Annotated in this window: 22 protein-coding genes; 15 read left to right on the forward strand and 7 right to left on the reverse strand. The window is 62.1% G+C overall.

Going from position 1 to position 20,388, the window contains the following annotated elements; translation table 11 throughout:
- Positions 1-750 precede the first annotated feature (750 nt).
- From ACQ1W9_RS07370 to trhA, 9 genes are all read left to right on the forward strand, one after another.
- Positions 751-2,322: a transposase gene (locus ACQ1W9_RS07370; RefSeq protein WP_431026005.1), complete on the forward strand. Its 1,572-nt coding sequence runs from the start codon at positions 751-753 to the stop codon at positions 2,320-2,322.
- A gap of 148 nt (positions 2,323-2,470) precedes the next feature.
- On the forward strand, positions 2,471-2,977 hold the full coding sequence (locus ACQ1W9_RS07375) for a hypothetical protein (protein ID WP_431026006.1): 507 nt from the start codon (positions 2,471-2,473) through the stop codon (positions 2,975-2,977).
- A gap of 120 nt (positions 2,978-3,097) precedes the next feature.
- A complete protein-coding gene (locus ACQ1W9_RS07380; RefSeq protein WP_431026007.1) occupies positions 3,098-3,478 on the forward strand; it encodes a VOC family protein in 381 nt (126 codons plus the stop codon).
- Positions 3,479-3,613: 135 nt separating this feature from the next.
- Positions 3,614-3,946: a GFA family protein gene (locus ACQ1W9_RS07385; RefSeq protein WP_431026422.1), complete on the forward strand. Its 333-nt coding sequence runs from the start codon at positions 3,614-3,616 to the stop codon at positions 3,944-3,946.
- A gap of 80 nt (positions 3,947-4,026) precedes the next feature.
- Positions 4,027-4,455: an MAPEG family protein gene (locus ACQ1W9_RS07390; RefSeq protein WP_431026008.1), complete on the forward strand. Its 429-nt coding sequence runs from the start codon at positions 4,027-4,029 to the stop codon at positions 4,453-4,455.
- A gap of 133 nt (positions 4,456-4,588) precedes the next feature.
- Positions 4,589-4,882 carry a hypothetical protein gene (locus ACQ1W9_RS07395; RefSeq protein WP_431026009.1) on the forward strand — a complete coding sequence of 98 codons (294 nt, stop codon included), beginning with the start codon at positions 4,589-4,591 and terminating at the stop codon, positions 4,880-4,882.
- 171 nt (positions 4,883-5,053) lie between these two features.
- Complete coding sequence (locus ACQ1W9_RS07400; protein WP_431026423.1) at positions 5,054-5,497, forward strand: L,D-transpeptidase family protein; 444 nt, start codon at positions 5,054-5,056, stop codon at positions 5,495-5,497.
- 93 nt (positions 5,498-5,590) lie between these two features.
- Positions 5,591-5,938 (forward strand): DOPA 4,5-dioxygenase family protein, encoded by a 348-nt coding sequence (locus tag ACQ1W9_RS07405; protein WP_431026010.1) that lies wholly within the window; start codon positions 5,591-5,593, stop codon positions 5,936-5,938.
- A gap of 98 nt (positions 5,939-6,036) precedes the next feature.
- Entirely contained in the window at positions 6,037-6,693 is a 657-nt protein-coding gene (gene trhA / locus ACQ1W9_RS07410; protein WP_431026011.1) for a PAQR family membrane homeostasis protein TrhA, read from the forward strand.
- Between the two features lie 120 nt (positions 6,694-6,813).
- On the opposite strand, the gene ACQ1W9_RS07415 is transcribed toward trhA, so the two are convergent.
- Positions 6,814-7,296, reverse strand: a complete 483-nt coding sequence (locus ACQ1W9_RS07415; RefSeq protein ID WP_431026012.1) for an HPP family protein — start codon at positions 7,294-7,296, stop codon at positions 6,814-6,816.
- A gap of 96 nt (positions 7,297-7,392) precedes the next feature.
- Between ACQ1W9_RS07415 and ACQ1W9_RS07420 the strand changes: the two genes are divergently transcribed.
- From ACQ1W9_RS07420 to ACQ1W9_RS07430, 3 genes are all read left to right on the forward strand, one after another.
- Positions 7,393-7,959 carry a TetR/AcrR family transcriptional regulator gene (locus ACQ1W9_RS07420; RefSeq protein WP_431026013.1) on the forward strand — a complete coding sequence of 189 codons (567 nt, stop codon included), beginning with the start codon at positions 7,393-7,395 and terminating at the stop codon, positions 7,957-7,959.
- 71 nt (positions 7,960-8,030) lie between these two features.
- On the forward strand, positions 8,031-8,474 hold the full coding sequence (locus ACQ1W9_RS07425; protein WP_431026014.1) for an N-acetyltransferase: 444 nt from the start codon (positions 8,031-8,033) through the stop codon (positions 8,472-8,474).
- A gap of 76 nt (positions 8,475-8,550) precedes the next feature.
- Entirely contained in the window at positions 8,551-8,961 is a 411-nt protein-coding gene (locus ACQ1W9_RS07430) for a hypothetical protein (protein ID WP_431026015.1), read from the forward strand.
- A 93-nt stretch (positions 8,962-9,054) separates the two neighbouring features.
- Here the strand turns inward: ACQ1W9_RS07430 and ACQ1W9_RS07435 are convergent, their stop codons facing one another.
- Both ACQ1W9_RS07435 and ACQ1W9_RS07440 read right to left on the reverse strand, forming a co-directional pair.
- A complete protein-coding gene (locus tag ACQ1W9_RS07435; protein ID WP_198057553.1) occupies positions 9,055-9,255 on the reverse strand; it encodes a DUF2905 domain-containing protein in 201 nt (66 codons plus the stop codon).
- 61 nt (positions 9,256-9,316) lie between these two features.
- Positions 9,317-12,568, reverse strand: a complete 3,252-nt coding sequence (locus tag ACQ1W9_RS07440) for an FAD-binding and (Fe-S)-binding domain-containing protein (RefSeq protein WP_431026016.1) — start codon at positions 12,566-12,568, stop codon at positions 9,317-9,319.
- Positions 12,569-12,831: 263 nt separating this feature from the next.
- On the opposite strand from ACQ1W9_RS07440, the gene serS reads away from it, so the two are divergent.
- The gene (gene serS, locus ACQ1W9_RS07445; protein WP_431026017.1) at positions 12,832-14,109 is read left to right on the forward strand and encodes a serine--tRNA ligase; all 1,278 of its coding nucleotides are present in this window, start codon (positions 12,832-12,834) and stop codon (positions 14,107-14,109) included.
- Between the two features lie 103 nt (positions 14,110-14,212).
- Here serS and ACQ1W9_RS07450 read toward each other — a convergent pair whose 3' ends face one another.
- Positions 14,213-14,974, reverse strand: a complete 762-nt coding sequence (locus tag ACQ1W9_RS07450) for an SIMPL domain-containing protein (RefSeq protein WP_431026018.1) — start codon at positions 14,972-14,974, stop codon at positions 14,213-14,215.
- A gap of 167 nt (positions 14,975-15,141) precedes the next feature.
- Between ACQ1W9_RS07450 and ACQ1W9_RS07455 the strand changes: the two genes are divergently transcribed.
- On the forward strand, positions 15,142-16,212 hold the full coding sequence (locus ACQ1W9_RS07455; RefSeq protein ID WP_431026019.1) for an AI-2E family transporter: 1,071 nt from the start codon (positions 15,142-15,144) through the stop codon (positions 16,210-16,212).
- A gap of 64 nt (positions 16,213-16,276) precedes the next feature.
- Here ACQ1W9_RS07455 and trxA read toward each other — a convergent pair whose 3' ends face one another.
- Positions 16,277-16,600: a thioredoxin gene (gene trxA / locus ACQ1W9_RS07460; RefSeq protein ID WP_195862188.1), complete on the reverse strand. Its 324-nt coding sequence runs from the start codon at positions 16,598-16,600 to the stop codon at positions 16,277-16,279.
- A 253-nt stretch (positions 16,601-16,853) separates the two neighbouring features.
- On the opposite strand from trxA, the gene cysB reads away from it, so the two are divergent.
- Positions 16,854-17,822: an HTH-type transcriptional regulator CysB gene (gene cysB, locus ACQ1W9_RS07465; RefSeq protein ID WP_431026020.1), complete on the forward strand. Its 969-nt coding sequence runs from the start codon at positions 16,854-16,856 to the stop codon at positions 17,820-17,822.
- A gap of 83 nt (positions 17,823-17,905) precedes the next feature.
- On the opposite strand, the gene ACQ1W9_RS07470 is transcribed toward cysB, so the two are convergent.
- The gene (locus ACQ1W9_RS07470; RefSeq protein ID WP_346061864.1) at positions 17,906-18,634 is read right to left on the reverse strand and encodes a phosphoadenylyl-sulfate reductase; all 729 of its coding nucleotides are present in this window, start codon (positions 18,632-18,634) and stop codon (positions 17,906-17,908) included.
- Positions 18,635-18,784: 150 nt separating this feature from the next.
- Positions 18,785-20,143: an aminodeoxychorismate synthase component I gene (pabB, locus tag ACQ1W9_RS07475; protein WP_431026021.1), complete on the reverse strand. Its 1,359-nt coding sequence runs from the start codon at positions 20,141-20,143 to the stop codon at positions 18,785-18,787.
- Positions 20,144-20,388 lie beyond the last annotated feature (245 nt).

Genomic DNA, 20,388 nt, shown 5'->3' on the forward strand with positions numbered 1-20,388 from the left:
CATCTCCCGCCCCCCTTGCTTACTCTCAATACTTAAGGCCGCTGAGATGGTCGGGAGGATAACAACAAGGTGCCTGGGGACTACCGCATGGATGGCGGCCGCCATCACAAGACGCAGGGTAGGGGCGGTAGCGTGCCCGGCGCCCCTCACCACATCAGCAGCCAGCTCCCCCGGGATGAGTGAAATCGGAAAAAGCAGCAGGCGCGCGAGTTCTGCATAGATAGCCAAGCTATAATTAATTTATTTTAAAATCAATTGGTTAGTCGCTAAGTGATAGGCTATATTGGCTGGACAATCGTGCCGGCACGTTGATCCAATCATAGAGCGCGCCGTCTAATACCTGTTGGGCCTAAAAGAAATGAACCCTCTTTCCCTCCTGGTTAATGGCGTTCTGGCGTTGGCTATTGCTGCAGGGGTACTGTTCGGCGTCTTGTATGTTCGTCTGGCGCGGCTCCCGTACAACAGCGAGGGCCGGTACTTCGATGGTGTGGTAGTTACCCATGAATCCGCCCTGGTGGCCTTTGGTGTTCTATGCGTGGTGTCCTTTGTCGTTGCAGGTCTTGCGTTCCTGCTTCGTCGCCATTTGGCTCGCAAGAGGCTCGCTTAGTGCCAAGGCCCAACAAGGCGCTCCAGCCGACGTCACCAAAAATGCGTTGTATTTTTTGGCGCCGCGGCTGAGCTGGGGCGTTGAGGCTGTAGCAAAACCCCATCCACGGTAGGATGAGGAAAAGGCAACGGAGCGCCGCCGGCATGCCCAGGTTCAAGCCCTACGACTACGATCAGCACGCCATGGTCGCCATCAACTACCTGGAACAGCTGCAGCCAGGTACGTTTGAGCATGCGGTGCACTACCTGATCGAGCACAAGCTGGACCTATCGGTATTCCACCCCAGGTACCGCAACGACGCCACCGGTCGTTGTGCCTACGATCCGGCGATCCTGCTCAAGATCATCCTGTTCGCCTATTCCAAGGGCATCACCTCCAGCCGGGAAATCCAGTGGTGTTGCGAGACCAATATCCTGTTCAAGGCGCTGTCCTGCGATACCGTGCCGCATTTCACCACGCTCGCCCGATTCGTTAGCGGTCACGCGGATGAGATCGAAGCCCTGTTCGAGCAGGTCCTGTTGGTCTGCCACGAGCAGGGCCTGCTGGGCAACGAACTCTTTGCCATCGACGGTTGCAAGATGTCGTCCAATGCGGTCAAGGAGTGGTCTGGCACCTTCAAGGAACTCGGTGAAAAGCGTGACAAGCTGCGTCGCCTGATTCGCCACCATCTGGAGGAGCATTTTCAGCGCGACAAGGCGGAGACCGAGGCAGAGATGGAACGAGATATCCGCCATGCCAAGATGATCCTCTCCCTCGACAGAGCCATGACCAAGGTAGACCGGTTCCTGAATACGCAGCGTCCCCGACAGGGGAAGGGCAAGCGCAGCCAGGAGGTGAAGAGCAACCTCACCGACAATGAGAGTGCCAAGATGACGACCGGGAAAGGCACGATTCAGGGCTATAACGGGGTAGCGACGGTCGACAAGAAACACCAGGTCATCATCGATGCCCAGGCCTTTGGCGAAGGCCAGGAGCACCATACGCTCAAGCCGGTGCTGGAGAGCATCGTGCAGCGCTACCGACGACTGGGCATCAGTCCGAATATCTATCAGGACGGCACCGTGGTGACGGCCGATACTGGCTTCGCCAACGAAGCCAACATGCGCTACCTGCACGAACAGCAGATCAATGGCTACATTCCCGACAACCAGTTCCGGCGTCGCGACCCCAAGTTCAACGCCCAGAAAGCCAAATACGGCAAGCGTCATCAGGACAGCCCGTCCTCGACTCGGAAGTCGATCATTCCGGCCAGCGAGTTCCAGTTCGATCCCATCAACTTGACCTGCCAGTGTCCGGCAGGGCATCAGATCAGTTATCGGGGCACCCGAGAAGACAATCGTGGGACGCTCCGGGCGTATTTCGAGGGCCGGTTGCTGCAGTGTCGGAACTGCGCGAAGAAGTACCAGTGCATGCATAACCCCAGCGCGGCAGATCATCGCCACGGAGCGGGGCGACAGGTCTGCTTTGCTCTGGCACATCGACGAGCACCGTCCTACACCGATTGGATGAAGCAGCGCGTCGATAGCGCCGAAGGCAAGGCAATCTACAGTCACCGCATGTCGGTGGTAGAACCCGTATTCGGCAATATCGGCACCAACAAAGGCTTGAACCGCTTCAGTTTGAGCGGCAAGCGGAAGGTGCAGGGACAATGGCAGCTGTACTGCCTGGTACATAATATTGAGAAGCTGGCGAATTACGGCAGGTTGGCAGCGTGATGAGGCGGAGGAAGGTGTCTGTCAGGGCGCTACCGATAGAGGGGATGATAGAGATCATCATCGGCATCAATGGCGTGATTCATGAATGATGGGACGGACGCTATGCCGGAAGAATTGAATCAATAGGAAGGGTGTAGGATGGCCGGAAATGGGTTTTTCTACAGCCTCGTTATACGGCCTTACATGGATCATTATGAGTCGAACTAACCACGAAGCATTAGCACTTGAAAAGTTCAGAGAAATAGCTAGGGCTAAAGGCATGGACTCTGAGTCTAGTCAGGGAGCAAGGAATCGCATACCGATTGCAGGCGCAGTGTACTATCAGTTCGGAGATCTTCGCGTAGAGCTTCCCGATAAAATCATCATCATTGAAGTTGAATCTAGCGGAGGCATTACCAATCTCGCCAAGTACTGGGAGTGCTTTGATTCAGGCCGGCTTACAAAACCGCTCAAGTTGTTGCACATTTATCGGCAGGTGAGCGTCAATGACTATAGATCACACATGGTTGTTTGGGAGTTTTTGTGCCGAAAAATGCAGGAATCAATGTTAGGAAAATTTGAAGGTAGGCTGGCGACATATGAGGCAGGTAACTTGGATAGTCTCAAGCCAGCTTGCGAAATTTTCAACGGGTGGCTTAATGAAAAGGCCGTATAACAAAGCGCAGCACTACGCAGCACTACGCAGCACTACGCAGCCTTCGGCTGCCGGACGCTCGCAAGCTCGCGGCGGTGTGCGCGGCGTTATGAGTATCCACACTCGTGAAGGGAGTCATCGGTGTTTAAAGTAAAAGCAACCCAGCATGTTCTGGCGGTCAAGGATCTTGAGAAGACCGAGAGCTACTTTCTCGATAAACTTGGATTTTCCGTCCGGTTCCGTGTGGACGGCTGGTCGTTCCTGAGCCTCGGCAGTTTTCACGTAATGGTAGGGCATTGCCCGGACGAACTTCTGGCTCGTGATACGCATGAACATTCGTACTTTTCCTATGTTAACTGTGAGGGCATCGACGAAATTTACCGTGACTATCAGCAGCGCGGCGTTGAGATTTTCCAGGCAATATTTGATAAGCCCTGGGGCTTGCGAGAGTTTTGTGTAGCAACACCAGAGGGTCATCGAATCATGTTCGGTGAAGACATTGACCCACCAGGAAACTCATGACTAGGCCATGCACCGGATGGCAAAATCTCCGTTTTGCTACGGCTTTAGCACCGGTGATGGGGAGATATCGTAGTGATAAAACAAGTGGGAGAAGTTGATATTCAGCTCAAGCACAGGGCTACGTGTCACTGCGGCATGGTGGAGCTCGAACTTGATCTGCCAGACGGTCTTGTTGACCCGAAAAGGTGTAATTGTTCTATTTGTAGGAGAAAAGGGGCGGTTATGGCCTATGTGCCATTGAGCGGTCTCCGTGTCCTCAAAGGCTCTGAGCACCTTAGGCCCTATCAGTTCAATGCGCGGGTCGCAAAGCACTATTTCTGTTCGAACTGTGGCATCTACACGCATCACCAAACGCGCTCCAATCCAAACGAGTACGGATTCAATGTTGGGTGTTTGGAGGGCGTCAACCCGTATGACATTTCTGATGTTCCAATCAGTGATGGTGTAAATCATGAAGCGGATCTGTAGCATGGTACCTAACAAACGGCAGCAGCGGAGCAACTTTTCGCTGGCGCTACAAGTTTTCCGCTGTGCCGGGAGTTAGGTCTGTGAGTCTAGGAGCATCGCAAGCTCTCATTCTTCCCATGGCAGCGCATGTCGCGCTCGCGGCGCTCTTGTATGCCGCGCTCACCGTCGCTCGTGCACCTGCGGTCTGGGGAGTTGGCCGTAGGCCTGACGGCAGCAACCCGTTCGAGTTATTCGAGCCTCGCATCAGCGCCAATCTTGCAAACCAGTTCGAGTGGCCGCTCTTCTTTCATGCGGCTTGCCTGCTCTTGCTGCACCTTGAGCTAGAGCCCAGCCCAACAGTCGCGCTGCTCGCGTGGACCTTCGTCATCGGCAGGCTTCTACACAGTGGTGTGCAGATCTTTACTGGCAACATCCGCCTCAGGGGCCTGGTGTTCGCGGTCAACTTCCTGGCCGTGCTCGGGCTCTGGTACGTACTTGTCCATGCTGGTTATAGCGCGGCGTCGATTTAGGCCTGTCGTATGGGGAACCTCATTGTGCGCACTTCGGACTCACTTTTACCGCGGCCTAACTGCGCATTCCAGCGGAAACCGCTGCGCGGTCACGCTGAACTTTGGTGTTATTGTTTTCCCAGAGGAGGTATCGGTGCAGAACAATGAAGTCGTAATTGGAGTTGCATGGTATCAACGAGAACATTGGGATCGGCTAAAGAGAATCGCTGATGATTCTGACGATCTGGACGAGAGTTATGATGAATGGAGAAAGAATGCTAATTCAGCCATAAATGAAATCCGCTCAGCCGGAAAAACAGCCCAACGGGTCAATGTTGATATCGATGAGCTAATAAGTTGGTGTGCCGAGAATAATAAACATCTGAACTCTGCTGCAAGGGCCCAGTTTGTTTCGGAGAAGCTACGTGCCAGATTCGATAAACCATAACAATCCGCGACATTCGCGGCCTGCGGCCGCTGCGACGCTCACAAGTTCGTGCGCATGCGCGGGGCGTTATACCTTAAGGCGGTGAAAGTTCGACACCGAGTATTAACAGCCATAATGACCGTTCCGGTTCTCGCGATGGGCGCCTACTTCGCAGATGCTCACCTGCCTGCTATGCTTGCCGAGAACGTGCCTCCAGCAGAAGCAGTGCTGGTTATCAAGGGAGAGCGAAAGCTTTATCTCTTGAGGGATGGGGAGCGTTACCGCGCATATCCCGTTGCGCTCGGAGGCGACCCTGTCGGGCACAAGCAAGAAGAGGGAGATCAAAGAACTCCGGAGGGCGATTACGTGCTCGACTGGAGGAATCCCCGAAGCGCGTTTCATCTGTCACTCCACGTCTCCTACCCGAACGAGGATGATCGGTCTCGCGCTGAGGCACGTGGCGCCTCCCCGGGTGGCATGATTATGGTCCACGGACAGAGGAATGGGCTCGGCTGGTTAGGTAACCTGCTCCAACGATGGGATTGGACGGACGGTTGCATCGCAGTTACTAATGTGGCGATGGAGGAGATATGGCGAGCGGTGCCCGACGGAACGCCAATCCGCATTGAGCCGTAAATGCATAACCATACGCAGCAACCGGCGGCTTCGCCGCGGCTGAGCCGGCGGCGTAAGGCTTCCATGTAAATTTATCGCTGAGGTACAGTTAAGGTGAATAATCCTAAAAGGCCAATCAATATACATAAAGGGTATCACGCCCATGTCTATTTTGATCAAGAAACACTGGATTTTGCCTCTGAGCTTTGTGAAGAAGCAGGAGAGAGGTTTGGGTTGAAGGTCGGGCGTGTTCATCAGAAGCTGGTGGGGCCTCATACCAAGTGGAGCTGCCAAATTACTTTTGGTAGCAAATCCTTTGATGAGTTTATTCCCTGGCTGGATGAGAATAGAGGAGGGTTAAGTGTATTGGTTCACGCTTTAACGGGCGATGATCTGGCAGACCACACGAAATATGCCTATTGGCTAGGAGATAGTGTGGAGATAAATTTACATGGGTTGTAAATATAACCATGTAAAACGTTGCGGCAGAGTTTTTCGTCGCGGCTTCGCCTACACTAAAATCCGCGCGCTGCAAACGTCAGACCTCGTAAGAAACCGGCATGGGTACATTGCCTGTGAAATTCAGCCGTGAGCAGTCTCGATCGGAAGAAATCGCTAATAGCCTGAGCCACGGCGCAGGCATTGTCGCGGCGCTTGTCGGAGTTCCGATTCTTCTCATGCATGCGGCAAGGCACGGCGACACAGCGTTCCTTGTCGGCACCAGCCTCTTCTCGGCAGCCATCTTCCTTCTCTATTCGTCATCCACGATCTACCATGCGCTACCTGCGGGCAAGGCGAAGCGCGTTTTCCGCGTCCTCGATCATTGCTTGATCTATCTGCTTATCGCTGGAACCTACACGCCGTTCACGCTCGGGGTACTTCGCGGTGCATGGGGCTGGACGCTCTTCGGCGTTATTTGGGGTTTGGCTAGCGTCGGCGTAGCCTTGAAGGCATCCGGCAAGGCCTCGAATCCCATCTTCTCCACGACGCTTTATCTCCTGATGGGGTGGATCGTCGTCATTGCGCTAGAGCCGCTGGTCGCCAGAGTACCGACACCAGGTTTGCATTGGTTGCTGGCAGGGGGGCTGTCCTACACTGCCGGTGTACTCTTCTTCGCCATTGGTTCGAAGCTACGGTATGGGCATCTCATCTGGCACTGTTTTGTTTTAGCCGGTACCGCATGTCACTATTTCGCAGTACTTTGGTATGCGGCCTAACCGAACGTTGCAGCCGGCCGGTGGAAGCGGGGGATGAACGCCAACCTTATAAAAATTAGCCAGCTGGGCCCTTTACACCTTCCTTCTGGCCCCGCCACTCCATATTTCTGAGGGTACTATTCACAGCCAGCGCTGGGGATAGGGCTTACCGGAAACCAACCGGTGATAGATCACCCCGAACGCCACGATCAGGACGGCTCCCGCAGCCACTGGCATCAGCAGAAAGTCCCAGTGTTCTCCCGCCAGCATAACGACTAGCGGATTGGCCCCAGCCGGTGGGTGGGTCGTGTTGGTGAGCAGCATCAAGCCTACCGCCAGTCCCACTGCCAACCCCATCGACCAGGGCGTGATGTCCATCCAGGTTGCGACAGACAGGCCAATCGCCGTGGTCAACAGGTGCCCGACGATGACATTCCGGGGCTGTGCCAAGGGGCTTTCCGGCAGCCCGAATAGAATCACCATGGTCGCGCCGAAGGGGGCCATCAACCAGATGGAGGACTCGGTGGCGGTACTCAGGCTGCCAAGCGCCGTGATGCACAGCATGGCGCCCAGGCCGGCTATCAAGGGGGCAAGGTGGCGGGAGGTGGTCAGTCGTCGGAGCATGGGTAAACCTCGTCGGTAGACAGATCGGTCTGCACAAAGTAGACAGTTCGGTCTCCCCATGTCAAGCTGTGACCTCCGATGTGATCTGGGGGCGCCATGGATAAGCAAGAGCAGCTGGTTCGTACCGCTTTCAGGTTGTTCTATTCCCGGGGCATTCACGCCGTGGGGGTTAACCTGGTGCTGGCGGAGTCCGGGGTCGCCAAGAAGACGCTGTATCATCACTTCCCCAGCAAGGAGCATCTGGTGGAGGCGACGATTCGCTACCGTGACGGCAGTTACCGGGCCTGGCTACGCTCGAGGCTGGATAGTGTGTCAGCTGGAAAGCCCGCCTTGCTGGAACTGTTTGATGCCCTGGATGACTGGTTCCACGGTCGGGTGCCGGATCTCGAGCCTTTCCATGGCTGCTTTTTCATCAATGCCAGCGCTGAATTCGGTGACCAAGACAGTGCCATCCACCAGGCCTGTGCCGAGCACAAGGCGGGAATTACGGCATTGATTCGTACACATGTGGATGCGTTGTCTCTCCCGGAAGGGCGAAAAGAGGAGATCACGCGGTTGGTGGTCCTGCTGAAGGAAGGCGCCATCTCGGTAGCGCATGTTCAGGGAAACCTCGACGCGGCTTCGGAAGCCAGGGAGCTAGTGGATAGCTTCCTGCAAGACTGAAGGTTATCGGGGCTGGTTCGGCTATTCATATACCGCACTGGTCGAAGTCGCCAGAGACAAGGAAGCATCGGATGATTCGCGACTATCGAGAAGAGGATATCGACCAGGTTCTGACTATCTGGCTCTCGGCCTCGATTCAGGCGCACGACTTCGTGCCTGCGGCGTTCTGGGCGTCCCAGGTCGAGGCGATGCGAGACATCTATCTGCCCGCCGCAGAGAGCTGGGTGTTCGAGGAGGACGGTAGCGTCAGCGGTTTTTACTGTTTGGTCGAGGCGACCCTGGCCGCCATCTTCGTGTCACCGGACCGGCAGGGCAGGGGGATCGGCTCGGCCTTGATCGAGGACGCCAAGCGGCGGCGCGACGGCCTGACGTTGAGCGTCTACCGGGCGAACCGGCCCAGCGTCGATTTCTACCGGAAGCAGGGATTTATCATCCTCGCCGAGCAGGTGGACGCCAATACCGGGCAGCCGGAGCTGGTGATGGAGTACCGGGGGGCGTTGATGGCATCGCCTTAGCGATGAAGCCGCGAGATCAGCGCAGACTGCTTCGGGATTAGCGAGCTTCCTGACTCATAGACGACTATGAGGCGTTATGATTCGACGACTGGCATGTATTGCCCTGCTATCTGCCTCGGGTGTGGCCTTCTCGGAGAGTACCCGTCCACCCGTGGATCCCGGGCTGAGGCTGATTGCCTCGGCGGGGTCGATGCGCTTTCTCGTCTACACCGTCTGTTCCCCCGAGCATTGTTGGAGCGAGCCCTATCTGGAGTGGTTCGACCTTTCCGGGGAGGATTGGCGGCTTCTTGAGCGACGGCAGCTGGAAGAATTGGGCTATGGGACGGTGGTGGAGGCCGCGACATGGGGATGGGACGAGGAGCGTCCCTATTTGAGCGTCCATATCGCTCCATCGCATGGTGGTTTTGAGCCGCACGTCGTGCGTATCCATCCCGGGGAGCCCGGGCAATATCGTCTGGAGCCCGATGCTCCAGGGCCTGATGGTTGATCGGAGACATGGGGTGGCTTGTGATGATCCTCCTGCGGAGTGGTACCGAGTCACATCGGCAGGGGGCCCGCAGCATGTGCCTGGCCGACCGGCCTAGCGATTAAACAGCCACAGAATCGCCGAGAGCACCAGGCTGATCAGGATCATGGTGGTAATGGGGAAGTAGAAGGAGACGTTCTCGCGGCGGATGGCGATATCGCCGGGGAGCTGGCCGAAAGGCAGCTTGGAGAGCCAGGGCCAGAGCAGGCCGATGGCGACGATCAAGAGTCCGATCAGGATCAGGGTGCGGTTCATGCTCGCCTCCTGGAGGGGATGCCCCCATCACGGATACCGGTGATGGGGGCATCTTTTTGCGTCAGCCTTGCTGTTTCAGCACCGTGAGCAGCCCCTGCAGCGGGTGGGGCAGGCGCTGGTCGGAGAGGCGCTTGACCTGGCTGCGGCAGGAGTAGCCGGTGGCCAGCAGGCGACCCTGGTTGGCCGGGTCTTCCACCAGGCCCTGCCAGGAGAGGCCGTAGATGGTCTTGGAGGTCTCGAGGTTGCGAGCCTCGTGGCCATAGGTGCCGGACATGCCGCAGCAGCCGGTGTTGACCAGCTCCAGTTCCAGGCCGAAGGCGGCGAAGAGCTGCTGCCAGGCCTTGGGGCTACCCGGGGCATTGGTGGCCTCGGTGCAGTGGGAGAGCAGCTTGTAGCCGGGGTCTTTCGCTGCCTCGGCGTTGGGCTGTTGGCGCGGCGCCAGGCTGGCGGCACGGGCTACCAGCCACTCCTGGAGCATCAGCACCTCGGGCACGGCGTCCTCGCCCAGCGACTTCACGTACTCCTGGCGGTAGGTGAGGGTCATGGCCGGGTCGATCCCCACCAGGGGAACGCCGAACTCGGCCAGGGTGCGCAGGCGCTTGGCCTGCTTGGTGGCGGTGCGCTCGAAGGCGCCCATAAAGCCCTGGACGTTGAGTGGCTTGCCGTTGGGGGCGAAGGGCGCCACGAACACCTTGATATCGAGGCGCGAGAGCAGCTCGACGATATCCATCACCAGTTTGGCCTCGAAGTGGCTGGTGAAGGCGTCCTGAACGATCACCACGCTGCGTGCCTTCTGCGCCTCGGTCAACAGGCCGAGTGAGGTGGGCGTGGCCTCGGCGACGCCCCAGGCGCGCAACTGCTTGCCGAGGTTGGCCCGGGACAGGCGCGGGCTATCCACCATGCCGATGGGCCCGGCCAGCAGGCGATCCACCAGACGGTTGCCCAAAGCGGCGTTGTAGAGCGGGGCGATGCGCGACAGGGTCGGCACCATAAACTCCAGGCCACCGATCAAATAGTCGCGCAGCGGGCGCAGGTAGCGGCCGTGGTAGAGCTCGAGGAACTGGCTACGGAACTGCGGCACATTGACCTTGATGGGGCACTGGCCGGCGCAGGACTTGCACGCCAGACAGCCGGCCATGGCGTCATAGACCTCATGGGAGAAGTCGTCTTCCTGGCGCCGGCGCAGGGTGTTGAGGGTGCGCTTGGGCAGGCGCGCCACGGCGCCCAGCCAGCCGCCCTGGCGGGCCTGCTCGGCCTCGCCGACCACGTCGACCCCGGCCTGGCCCTGGCGGCGCAGCCACTCGCGCATCAGGCTGGCACGGCCCTTGGGGGAGTGGACCCGCTCCCGGGTGCCCTTCCAGGAGGGGCACATGGCGTCATTGGGGTCGTAGTTGTAGCAGGCGCCGTTGCCGTTGCAGTAGACGGCGGCGTCATGGGCCTGCCAGACCCGCTCGTCGATCTGGCGGTCGAGCTGGCCACGGGTGGTCACCCCGTCGATCGTCAGCAGGCCCGGATCGACGAGCTTCACTGGCTCCGCCGGGGTGGTGGCAATGGTGTCGGACGCTTTGCCCGCGGTTTCGGGCGGGCTCCCCACGGTTTCGGGTGGGGGGGATGAGGAGAGCGGCGTCGCGATCTTGCCGGGATTGAGCTGATTATGCGGGTCGAAGGCGGCCTTGACCCGCTGCAGGCTGGGGTAGAGCTCGCCGAAGAACTTCGGCGCGTACTCCGAGCGTACGCCCTTGCCGTGCTCGCCCCACAGCAGGCCGCCGTACTTGTGGGTCAGCTCGGCCACCTCGTCGGAGACCTCGCGGATCAGCCGCTCCTGCGCCGGGTCCTTCATATCGATGGCCGGGCGCACGTGGAGCACCCCGGCGTCCACATGGCCGAACATGCCGTAGGCCAGGCCGCGGGCGTCCAGGGCGTCGCGGAACTCACTGATAAAGTCGGCCAGGTGCTCCGGCGGTACCGCGGTGTCCTCGACGAAGGGGATGGGGCGCTTCTCGCCCTTGGCATCGACCTTGGCATTGCCCAGCAGGCCCACGGCGCGCTTGCGCATGCCATAGACCCGCTGGATGGCGGCGCGGCCCTCGGCCAGGGTGTAGCCCAAGCGCTGGACGCTGGCATCGGCCTCCAGGTGACGACAGAAGGCCGCGACCCGTTCGGCCAGGCGCGCCGGGTCGTCGTCGTTGAACTCCACCAGGTTGATGCCGCGAATGGCCGGGGCGGCGGTGGCCGCGGGGCGTGTCGACACCGCCACCTCGGCATCCGTCTCGGGCTCGGGCGCCGTCTCGCCGCCGCCGGGGAAGAACTCCGCCACGCTATCCCAGACGAAGTCCTCCATGGCCAGCGTCAGCACCTTGTCGTCCACCGTCTCGATGGAGGTGGGCCTGGCGGAACTAGCCATCAGCGCTTTGGCGTCGCGCAGGGCGTCCATGAAACCGGCGTAGCGCACATTGACCAGGGTCGAGTGCTTGGGGATCGGCAGCACATTGAGCACCGCCTCGTTGAGAAAGCCCAGCGACCCCTCGGAGCCGCACAGCAGGCTATTGAGGTTGAGCCGGCCATCGGCCTCGCGCAGGTGGGCCAGGTCATAGCCGGTCAGGCAGCGGTTGAGCGGCGGGAACTTGGCCTGAATCAGCTCTCCCTGGGTGTCGATGATCTCCCGGGCGGTGCGGTAGGCGCGGCCGGTGGCGTCGTCCCGCTCGCACAGGGTCGTAAGTTCCGCCTCGTCGATGGGGCGAGCGTGCAGGCGCTCGCCGCCCAGCAGTATGCTGTCGAGCTCCAGCACATGGTCGCGGGTCTTGCCGTACTCGCAGCTGCCCTGGCCACTGGCGTCGGTGGAGATCATGCCGCCGATGGTCGCCCGGTTGGAGGTGGAGAGTTCCGGGGCGAAGAACAGGCCATGAGGCTTGAGGGCGGCGTTGAGCTGATCCTTGACCACTCCGGCCTGGACCCTCACTCGGCGGTTCTCCACGTCGATCTCGAGGATCCGGTTCATATGCTTGGAGACATCCACCACCAGGCCGTCGGTGAGCGACTGGCCATTGGTGCCGGTGCCGCCGCCGCGGGGGGTGAGCACCACCTGGCGGTGGGCCGCCTCGCCGGCCAGGCGGGCGATCCGCTCCAGGTCCGCCGCGCCCCTGGGGTAGATCACCGCCTGGGGCAGGCGCTGGTAGATGGAGTTGTCGGTGGCCAGCACCGTGCGGTTGGCGAAGTCCGGGGCGATCTCGCCCTCGAAGCCGGAGGCCTTGAGGGCCTCGAGGAAACGCAGGTAGTGAGCGTCGAGGCGCTCGGTATCCAGTCTCGCGATCATGGGGTCGTCATCAGGCCGTAGGTCGCCGCGCGTCGCCTGGGGAGCAGGCCGGGCGGTTTGGAATCGTTTCCCTACTTTACCCGAGAGCGACACCCGGCGCACCCGCCGCGCCAGGCCGTGGCGGGGTCGGATGGCCTGCGAAATGGGGCAGGGCGCCGGGCGGGGGCTGTGCTGGGGTTAGGGCGTGGTGCCGGGGCGGCCTTTTGCCTACAATAGGCGGCTGATTTCGACTGCTTATTCCCTAACGTGACGGACTGGATTCCATGCTCGATCCGAAACTGCTGCGTGGCGACCTGACCGAGGTCGCCCAACGACTGGCCAAGCGGGGCTTTACCCTCGATACCGAGCGACTCGAGGCGCTGGAGTCCCGGCGTCGTGAGCTGCAGACCGAGACCGAGCGGCTGCAGAACGAGCGCAATACCCGCTCCAAGTCCATCGGCAAGGCCAAGGCCCAGGGCGAGGATATCGCCCCGCTGCTGGCCGAGGTCTCCGACCTGGGCGAGCGCCTCGACGCCGCCAAGGCCAGGCTGGCCGAGGCGCAGGTGGAGTGGGACGCCCTGGTCAGCGGCATTCCCAACCTGCCCCATGAGAGCGTGCCCCAGGGCGACGACGAGGACGACAACGTGGAGCTGCACCGCTGGGGCACGCCGCGGGAGTTCGATTTCGAGGTCAAGGACCATGTCGACCTGGGTGCCAAGCTAGGCTACCTGGATTTCGAGCTGGCCGCCAAGCTGACCGGCGCGCGTTTCGCCGTGATGCGCGGGCCCATCGCCCGCCTGCACCGCGCCCTGACGCAATTCATGCTCGACAAGCAGACCCAGGAACATGGCTACGAAGAGTGCTATGTGCCCTATATGGTCAACGAGGCCTCGCTGTATGGCACCGGCCAGCTGCCCAAGTTCGGCGAGGACCTCTTCCGCCTGGACGACGAGCGGAGCTACCACCTGATCCCCACCGCCGAGGTGCCGCTGACCAACTTCGCCCGGGACGAGATCCTCGACTTCAAGGCGCTGCCGCTGAAGCTCACCGCCCATACCCCCTGCTTCCGCAGCGAGGCGGGCTCCCACGGCCGTGATACCCGCGGCATGATCCGCCAGCACCAGTTCGACAAGGTCGAGATGGTGCAGCTGGTGGCGCCGGAGACCAGCTACGAGGTGCTGGAGGAGATGCGCGGCCACGCCGAGGCGATCCTCCAGGCGCTCGAGCTGCCCTACCGGGTGGTGACCCTGTGTACCGGCGATATGGGCTTCGGCGCCGCCAAGACCTATGACCTGGAGGTCTGGCTGCCCAGCCAGGATACCTACCGGGAGATCTCCTCGATCTCCAACTGCGAGGACTTCCAGGCCCGGCGCATGCAGGCCCGCTTCCGTCACCCGGAGCAGAAGAAGCCGCAGCTGTTGCATACCCTGAATGGCTCCGGCCTGGCGGTGGGTCGCTGCCTGCTGGCGGTGCTGGAGAACTACCAGAACGCCGATGGCTCCATCACCGTGCCCGAGGCCCTGCGCGGCTATATGGGCGGGGTCGAGGTGATTAACGGCTAAACCGGGCTTCGCCCGGAGCTGGAAGCCTTAAGCTGGAAGAAACATCGCCCCCATGGCCTTGCCATGGGGGCGATTCCTGTTTGGCTGCTATTCGGCTTCCAGCTTACGGTTCGATCTCCCAACTGACATCGACGCCGGCATCGATGGCGATGCGCCCGGGGCGATACTCGGCGGGGGCACCGCCGCTCTCGGCCATATCGGCGCGGGCGCTCATCATGCGCGGCATAAAGACCGGTGCCTGGGTCTCCTGCACCCGCAGCACGCCGCCGAGCTCCACGCCCAGGGTCTCGGCCATCAGCTCGGCCTTGTGGCGGGCGCGCTCCAGGGCTTGGGCCAGGGCGCGGTCGGTGGCGGCATCGCGGTCCACCAGGTCGTACTGGATGCCGTCCAGGGCGTCCACGCCGGCCTCGGTCAAGGCGTCGAGGATTGTCGGTACCTGCTCCAGGTCGCTCAGGCTAAGCTGGATGGGGCGCTCGAGCTGGGTACGGACCCGCACCTCCCGCTCGCCGTCGTGCTGGGAATGGACCTGATCGGGGCGCACCTGTAGGGAGCCGGCATTGATCATTTCACCATCCAGGCCGGCGGCCTCCAGGGTGCGGATCAGCTCGCCGGTGCGTTCCTCCAGCCGGGCGCGGGCCTCGCCCAGGGCCGCGGGATCCGGGGTGGCGTCCACCGCGAGCAGCGGGGTGCGCTCCCAGAGGCGGGCGCTCAGGGTGGCCTTGTCGGGTACCACCTCGAGGGTCGCCTGGGCCTGCACATTCAGTTGACGGTCGGGACTGTCCTGGGCCAGGGCCGGGGTGGCGAGCAGGGCGCCGACCAGCAGGCCGAGGCCAATCCAGGGGGTAGTGAGGGTGCGACGGGTCATCAAAGGCCTCCATGCGCGCTAGGATAGGGGTAACCGACTGTGCGGTATGGCTTCGAGCCTGAAAGGCGTCAGGCGTTCCCGCCCGTGCCATGCTTGCATGGTAGTTGCTCATTTACCGATTTACCCTCGTCGTACCCTGATAGCCCTGCCACGAGAAAGGAGCGCCGATGCCTCACGACACGGATGAACCCACGGGGATGCTACCCCTGAACCTGGTGCTGGGGCTGGCGGCCCTGGTGGTGATCATCGCCGGCATGAAGGCCGGGGCGGACCTGCTGGTACCCCTGCTGCTGGCGCTGTTTATCGCCGTGGTGTGTACGGCGCCGGTGCAGTGGCTGAATCGCTATGGGGTGAGCCTGCGCCTGGCGGCCTTCCTGGTACTGGGGGTGATCGGTGCCTTCCTGGGGTTGCTGGGGCTGCTGCTGGTCAGCAGCCTGAGTACCTTCGTGGCGGCCCTGCCGGAACTGGAGCAGCAGTTCCGTGGTGCCTATCTGCAGCTGCTCACCTGGGTGGCGGAACGGGGCATCTCGATTCGCCCCGAGCAGATGAGCCAGTGGCTCGACCCCGCCCAGGCCACCCACCTGCTGCCTGGTTTCCTGGGCGAGCTGGGCAACCTGCTGATGCAGAGCCTGGTGGTGGCGTTGCTGGTGGTCTTTATGCTCTTCGAGGCGCTCAATGTGCGCGACAAGTTTTCCCAGGCGCTGCGCAACCCGGCACCCAGCCTGCGACGCATCGGCGAGTTCAGCCTGACCCTCAAGCGCTACCTGGCGGTAAAGACCCTGATCAGCCTGATCACCGGGGTACTGGCCTGGCTGCTGTGCCTGCTGATGGGGGTGGGCTTTCCGCTGCTGTGGGGGGCCCTGGCCTTCGGGCTCAACTTCATCCCCAATATCGGCTCGGTGCTGGCGGCGATTCCCCCGGTGCTGTTGCTGCTGTTGCAGAGCGATGGGGGGCTGTTCGCGGCGCTATTGCTGACCGGCGGTTACCTGGTGATCAATGTGGTGATGGGCAACCTGGTGGAGCCGCGGGTGATGGGCCGGGCCCTGGGGCTCTCCACCTTCGTGACCTTCCTGTCGCTGGTGGTGTGGGGCTGGATCCTCGGCACCGTGGGGTTGTTGCTCTCGGTGCTGCTGACCATGACCCTGAAGATCGCCCTGGAGAGTCACCCGGACACCCGCTGGATCGCGCGGCTGCTGGGGCCGGGGACGCCACCGGCGCGTCATGAACAGGAGGACTAGAAACGACAACGCCCCGGCCGGAGCCGGGGCGTGGTGCTTGAAGGGGCTATCGGGGATAGCGGCCTTAAGCGTTCTGCTCGATAAACTGCGCAAGCTGGGACTTGGACTGGGCGCCCACCAGGGAGGCGACCTTGGCTCCAGACTTGAACAGCATCACGGTGGGGACACCGCGCACGCCGTGTTCCGCGGCGATTTCGGGGGCGTCGTCGACATTGACGCTGACGACCTTGAGGTTGTCGGTGCGCTCTTCGGCGACTTCATCAACCACCGGGGCCATCATCTTGCAGGGCCCGCACCAGGGCGCCCAGAACTTGAGCAGAACCGGCTTGTCGGCCTTGAGGACCTCCTGCTCAAAGTTGGCGTTGGTGACATCGATGTTGTTAGCCATGTGAATCTCCAGTTGCTTGGCGCTGTGTCGAGCGGGCTTGTACCAGCATAGTCGCACGATGGTATCCGCCGACCCGACCGCTGGCAAATATAAGCGACCGAAGGAGTCGATAGCCAGCTACTATTTTCGCGGATCGGCAAGGGATCACGCGGGCCTATTTATATGCTATAAAGTAATCACCAGGCTAGGCCGTTATTTCCATTGCGTATTACGAGCGTCGCGGCCGAGGAGTCACCAGGAGTGGGAATCTCGCATGAAGCTACAACAGCTGCGCTATATCTGGGAAGTCAATCGCCACAACCTCAATGTGTCGGCCACGGCCCAGAGCCTCTTCACCTCGCAGCCCGGCATCTCCAAGCAGATTCGCCTGCTGGAGGACGAGCTGGGGGTGGAGATCTTCGCCCGTAGCGGCAAGCACCTGACCCGGGTGACTCCGGCGGGCGAGGCGATCATCGAGCTGGCCGGCCAGGTGCTGCGCACCACCGACAACATCAAGCAGGTGGCCCAGGAGCACAGCGACGAGCGGCGTGGCAACCTGGCCATCGCCACCACCCATACTCAGGCCCGCTATGCGCTGCCGCCGGTGATCCGCGACTTCACCCGCAAGTACCCCGAGGTGGCCCTGCATATGCAGCAGGGCACCCCCAAGCAGATCGCCCAGATGGTCAGCGAGGGGCAGGCGGACTTCGCCATCTGTACCGAGTCCCTGGAACTGTTCAACGACCTGGTGCTGTTGCCCTGCTACCGCTGGAACCGCTGCGTGCTGGTGCCCCAGGACCATCCCCTGGCCCAGGGCGAGCTGACCCTGGAGCGCCTGGCCGAACACCCCCTGGTGACCTATGTGTTCGGCTTCACCGGCCGCTCCCAGCTCGACGATGCCTTCCGCGCCGAGGGGCTGACCCCCAACGTGGTGCTGACCGCCGCGGATGCCGACGTGATCAAGACCTATGTGCGCCTGGGCCTGGGGGTGGGGATCGTCGCCCATATGGCGGTGGACCCGGAGGCCGACAGCGACCTGGTGGCCCTGGAGGCGGGCCATCTGTTCGAGAGTTCGACCACCAAGATCGGCATTCGTCGCGGCACCTTTATGCGCGGCTATATGTACGACTTCGTGCAGGGCTTCGCCGAGCACCTCGAGCGTGACCTGGTGGATGCCGCCCTGGCCGCCGGGCCGCGCCATGAGCAGGTGCTGTTCGAGGGGATCGAGCTGCCCATGCGCTAGGCCTGGCCTCTTCTCCGCTAGCCTCTCCCCGAAACGCCGAAGGCGCCGCAATCGCGGCGCCTTCGGCGTTTCGGGGGGCTGGTTCAGCGGCTAAGGTTGCCGCTATGCAGGCCGCACTCCTTGCCGCCCTGGTCTTCCCACCACCAGCGGCCTTCCCGCTCGTGCTGATGGGGCAGGGTGGGGCGGGTGCAGGGCTCGCAGCCGATGCTGACGAAGCCACGCTCGTGGAGCGGGTTGTAGGGCACGTCGAACATGCGGATATAGGTCCACACCTCCTCGCTGCTCCAGTGCGCCAGGGGGTTGAACTTGGCCAGCGGCGCCTCGTCGCTGCCGAAGGCGCTGTCCCACTCGGCGATCTGCACGCTGTTGCGGGTGCCCGGGCTCTGGTCGCGGCGCTGGCCGGTGACCCAGATGGGCAGGCCCTTGAGACGGGCGCGCAGCGGCGCCACCTTGCGGATGCCGCAGCACTCCTGGTGGCCGTCGCGGTAGAAGCTGAACAGGCCCTTCTCCTGGACCAGGGCCTGGATCGCCTCGGCATCGGGGAAGCGCACGTCGATCTCGATACCGTAGTGCTCGCGGACCCGCTCGATAAAGGCGTAGGTCTCGGCGTGCAGGCGCCCGGTGTCCAGGGAGAAGACCTTGACCTTCTCCTTGGGGGCCACCTTGAGGGCCAGGTCGATCAGCACCACGTCCTCGGCGCCGGAGAAGGAGATCGTCAGCTCACCGAAGGCCGCATAGGCGGCCTTGAGAATTTCCTTGGGGGTGTCCTGGTCATGCTCCAGGACGAACTGGGAGGGATTGAAGGATGACATCCCGGCCTCCGTTGTGGGCGATGGCCGTACCCTAGCAAACCCCTCCGGGCGAGACCCAATATTGATTGGTTCGTTGCTTATGCCCTAAATGGCTTGTTGAGACACATTCTTATAACCACTTTGCTGGGTGCCTCCGCCGCCATTCGGTATTCAGGCCTCGAGGGCTTGCATCAGATGCCGGATCTTGTCCAGGGTCTCCCGATACTCCGCTTCCTCGTCGGAGTCGGCCACCAGGCCGCCGCCGCCCCACAGGTGCAGCCGGTCCCGGTCTGCCACCGCCGTGCGAATGGCGATGGAGGTGTCCATATGGCCGCGTTGGTCCACATAGCCGAGGCTGCCGCAGTAGAGGCTGCGGCGGCTGGGTTCCAGCTCGTCGATGATCTGCATGGCGCGTACCTTGGGGGCGCCGGTGATGGAGCCGCCGGGGAAGGCGGCGGCCAGCAGGTCCAGGGGCGAGGCGCCTTCGGCCAGCTCGCCGGTCACCACGCTGACCAGGTGATGCACATTGGCATAGCTCTCCAGGCCGCAGAGCTGGGGCACCCGTACGCTCCCCGGGCGGCATACCCGGCCCAGGTCGTTGCGCAGCAGGTCGACGATCATCACGTTCTCGGCACGATCCTTGTCGCTCTGCTGGAGGTCCTCGGCCAGGGCGGCGTCCGCCTCGGCATTGTCGCCCCGCGGGCGGGTGCCCTTGATGGGGCGGGTCTCCACCCGGCCATGCTCGGCCTGGATAAAGCGCTCCGGCGACAGCGACAGCACGCCCTGGGGGCCTTCCGCGCCGTCCCAGGCCAGATAGCCGGAGAAGGGCGTCGGGGTGGCCTGGCGCAGACGCCGGTAGGCACCCCAGAGGTCGCCCTCGTAGGGGGCGCTGAAGCGCTGGGCCAGGTTGATCTGGTAGCAGTCGCCGGCGTGGATGTACTCCTGGACGGCGCGGAAGCGCTCGCCATAGCCGTCACGATCCAGCTCGGCCTCGAAGGGGGCGCTGATACGGAAGGGCGCGGATTCCGGGGCCGGGGCCGCCAGCCAGCCGAGCACCTGGGCGCGGCGCGCCGCGCTGGCCACCAGGGTGCAGGTCTCGGCCTCGTGGTCGAGGATCAGCGCCCAGTCATAGAGACCCACCCGGCTCCAGGGCAGGCTCACCGCGTCCCGGGCCGCCTCGCCCTGGCGCTCCAGGCAACGCCCCAGGTCATAGCTCCAGTAGCCGATCAGCCCGCCCAGGAAGGGCAGGTCGCTCTCCGGGGCCTCGACATCCAGGTGCGCCAGCAGCGCCTGCTGGGCGGCGAAGGGCGAATCGGGCAGCGCCAGGTCGGCGTCGCACTGCAGCTTGCCGCCGGGGGCCACCGTCAGGGTGGCCAGGGGGTCGCTGGAGAGAATGTCGTAGCGCCCACCGGGGGCGGCGGGGCGGCCACTGTCCAGCAGCACGGCGCCGGGGCGGCGTCGCAGGGCGGCGAAGTAGCCCAGTGGATCGGGCCGGTAGGGCAGGGAATGGAGTTGCAGTCGTGGTCTCATGCGCGGCGCTTTTCCTCAACAAGCGCCCCATTCTAGGGACCTGTCATGCGTTTGTCGCACTCCCCTGCGCTGCCCTAGGGGACGCAGCCTCAACGGGACCGCTGGGGACGGGGTTGGGACAGTGAATTGTCGACACTCGTGACAATCCGCCGCTGCGTGTCTACAACAAAAGGTGTATAACTTCACCGGGTTCCCGTGGTTGACCGCCGGGGAATCGCTGGCTACAGTTCTTTCACCTCTTGATT

The organism is Halomonas sp. H5, from assembly GCF_050613175.1.
GTDB lineage: Bacteria > Pseudomonadota > Gammaproteobacteria > Pseudomonadales > Halomonadaceae > Bisbaumannia > Bisbaumannia salifodinae.

Bases quoted from the DNA above. Each gene is read 5' to 3' on its own strand.
- ACQ1W9_RS07470 (WP_346061864.1), bottom strand. From the start codon at position 18,634: ATGTCATCCTTCAATCCCTCCCAGTTCGTCCTGGAGCATGACCAGGAC.
- ACQ1W9_RS07430 (WP_431026015.1), top strand. From the start codon at position 8,551: ATGATTCGACGACTGGCATGTATTGCCCTGCTATCTGCCTCGGGTGTG.
- ACQ1W9_RS07420 (WP_431026013.1), top strand. From the start codon at position 7,393: ATGGATAAGCAAGAGCAGCTGGTTCGTACCGCTTTCAGGTTGTTCTAT.
- trhA (WP_431026011.1), top strand. From the start codon at position 6,037: ATGGGTACATTGCCTGTGAAATTCAGCCGTGAGCAGTCTCGATCGGAA.
- ACQ1W9_RS07400 (WP_431026423.1), top strand. From the start codon at position 5,054: ATGCTTGCCGAGAACGTGCCTCCAGCAGAAGCAGTGCTGGTTATCAAG.
- serS (WP_431026017.1), top strand. From the start codon at position 12,832: ATGCTCGATCCGAAACTGCTGCGTGGCGACCTGACCGAGGTCGCCCAA.
- cysB (WP_431026020.1), top strand. From the start codon at position 16,854: ATGAAGCTACAACAGCTGCGCTATATCTGGGAAGTCAATCGCCACAAC.
- trxA (WP_195862188.1), bottom strand. From the start codon at position 16,600: ATGGCTAACAACATCGATGTCACCAACGCCAACTTTGAGCAGGAGGTC.
- ACQ1W9_RS07450 (WP_431026018.1), bottom strand. From the start codon at position 14,974: ATGACCCGTCGCACCCTCACTACCCCCTGGATTGGCCTCGGCCTGCTG.
- ACQ1W9_RS07440 (WP_431026016.1), bottom strand. From the start codon at position 12,568: ATGATCGCGAGACTGGATACCGAGCGCCTCGACGCTCACTACCTGCGT.
- ACQ1W9_RS07370 (WP_431026005.1), top strand. From the start codon at position 751: ATGCCCAGGTTCAAGCCCTACGACTACGATCAGCACGCCATGGTCGCC.
- ACQ1W9_RS07385 (WP_431026422.1), top strand. From the start codon at position 3,614: ATGGTGGAGCTCGAACTTGATCTGCCAGACGGTCTTGTTGACCCGAAA.
- pabB (WP_431026021.1), bottom strand. From the start codon at position 20,143: ATGAGACCACGACTGCAACTCCATTCCCTGCCCTACCGGCCCGATCCA.
- ACQ1W9_RS07415 (WP_431026012.1), bottom strand. From the start codon at position 7,296: ATGCTCCGACGACTGACCACCTCCCGCCACCTTGCCCCCTTGATAGCC.
- ACQ1W9_RS07455 (WP_431026019.1), top strand. From the start codon at position 15,142: ATGCCTCACGACACGGATGAACCCACGGGGATGCTACCCCTGAACCTG.
- ACQ1W9_RS07425 (WP_431026014.1), top strand. From the start codon at position 8,031: ATGATTCGCGACTATCGAGAAGAGGATATCGACCAGGTTCTGACTATC.
- ACQ1W9_RS07375 (WP_431026006.1), top strand. From the start codon at position 2,471: ATGGGTTTTTCTACAGCCTCGTTATACGGCCTTACATGGATCATTATG.
- ACQ1W9_RS07435 (WP_198057553.1), bottom strand. From the start codon at position 9,255: ATGAACCGCACCCTGATCCTGATCGGACTCTTGATCGTCGCCATCGGC.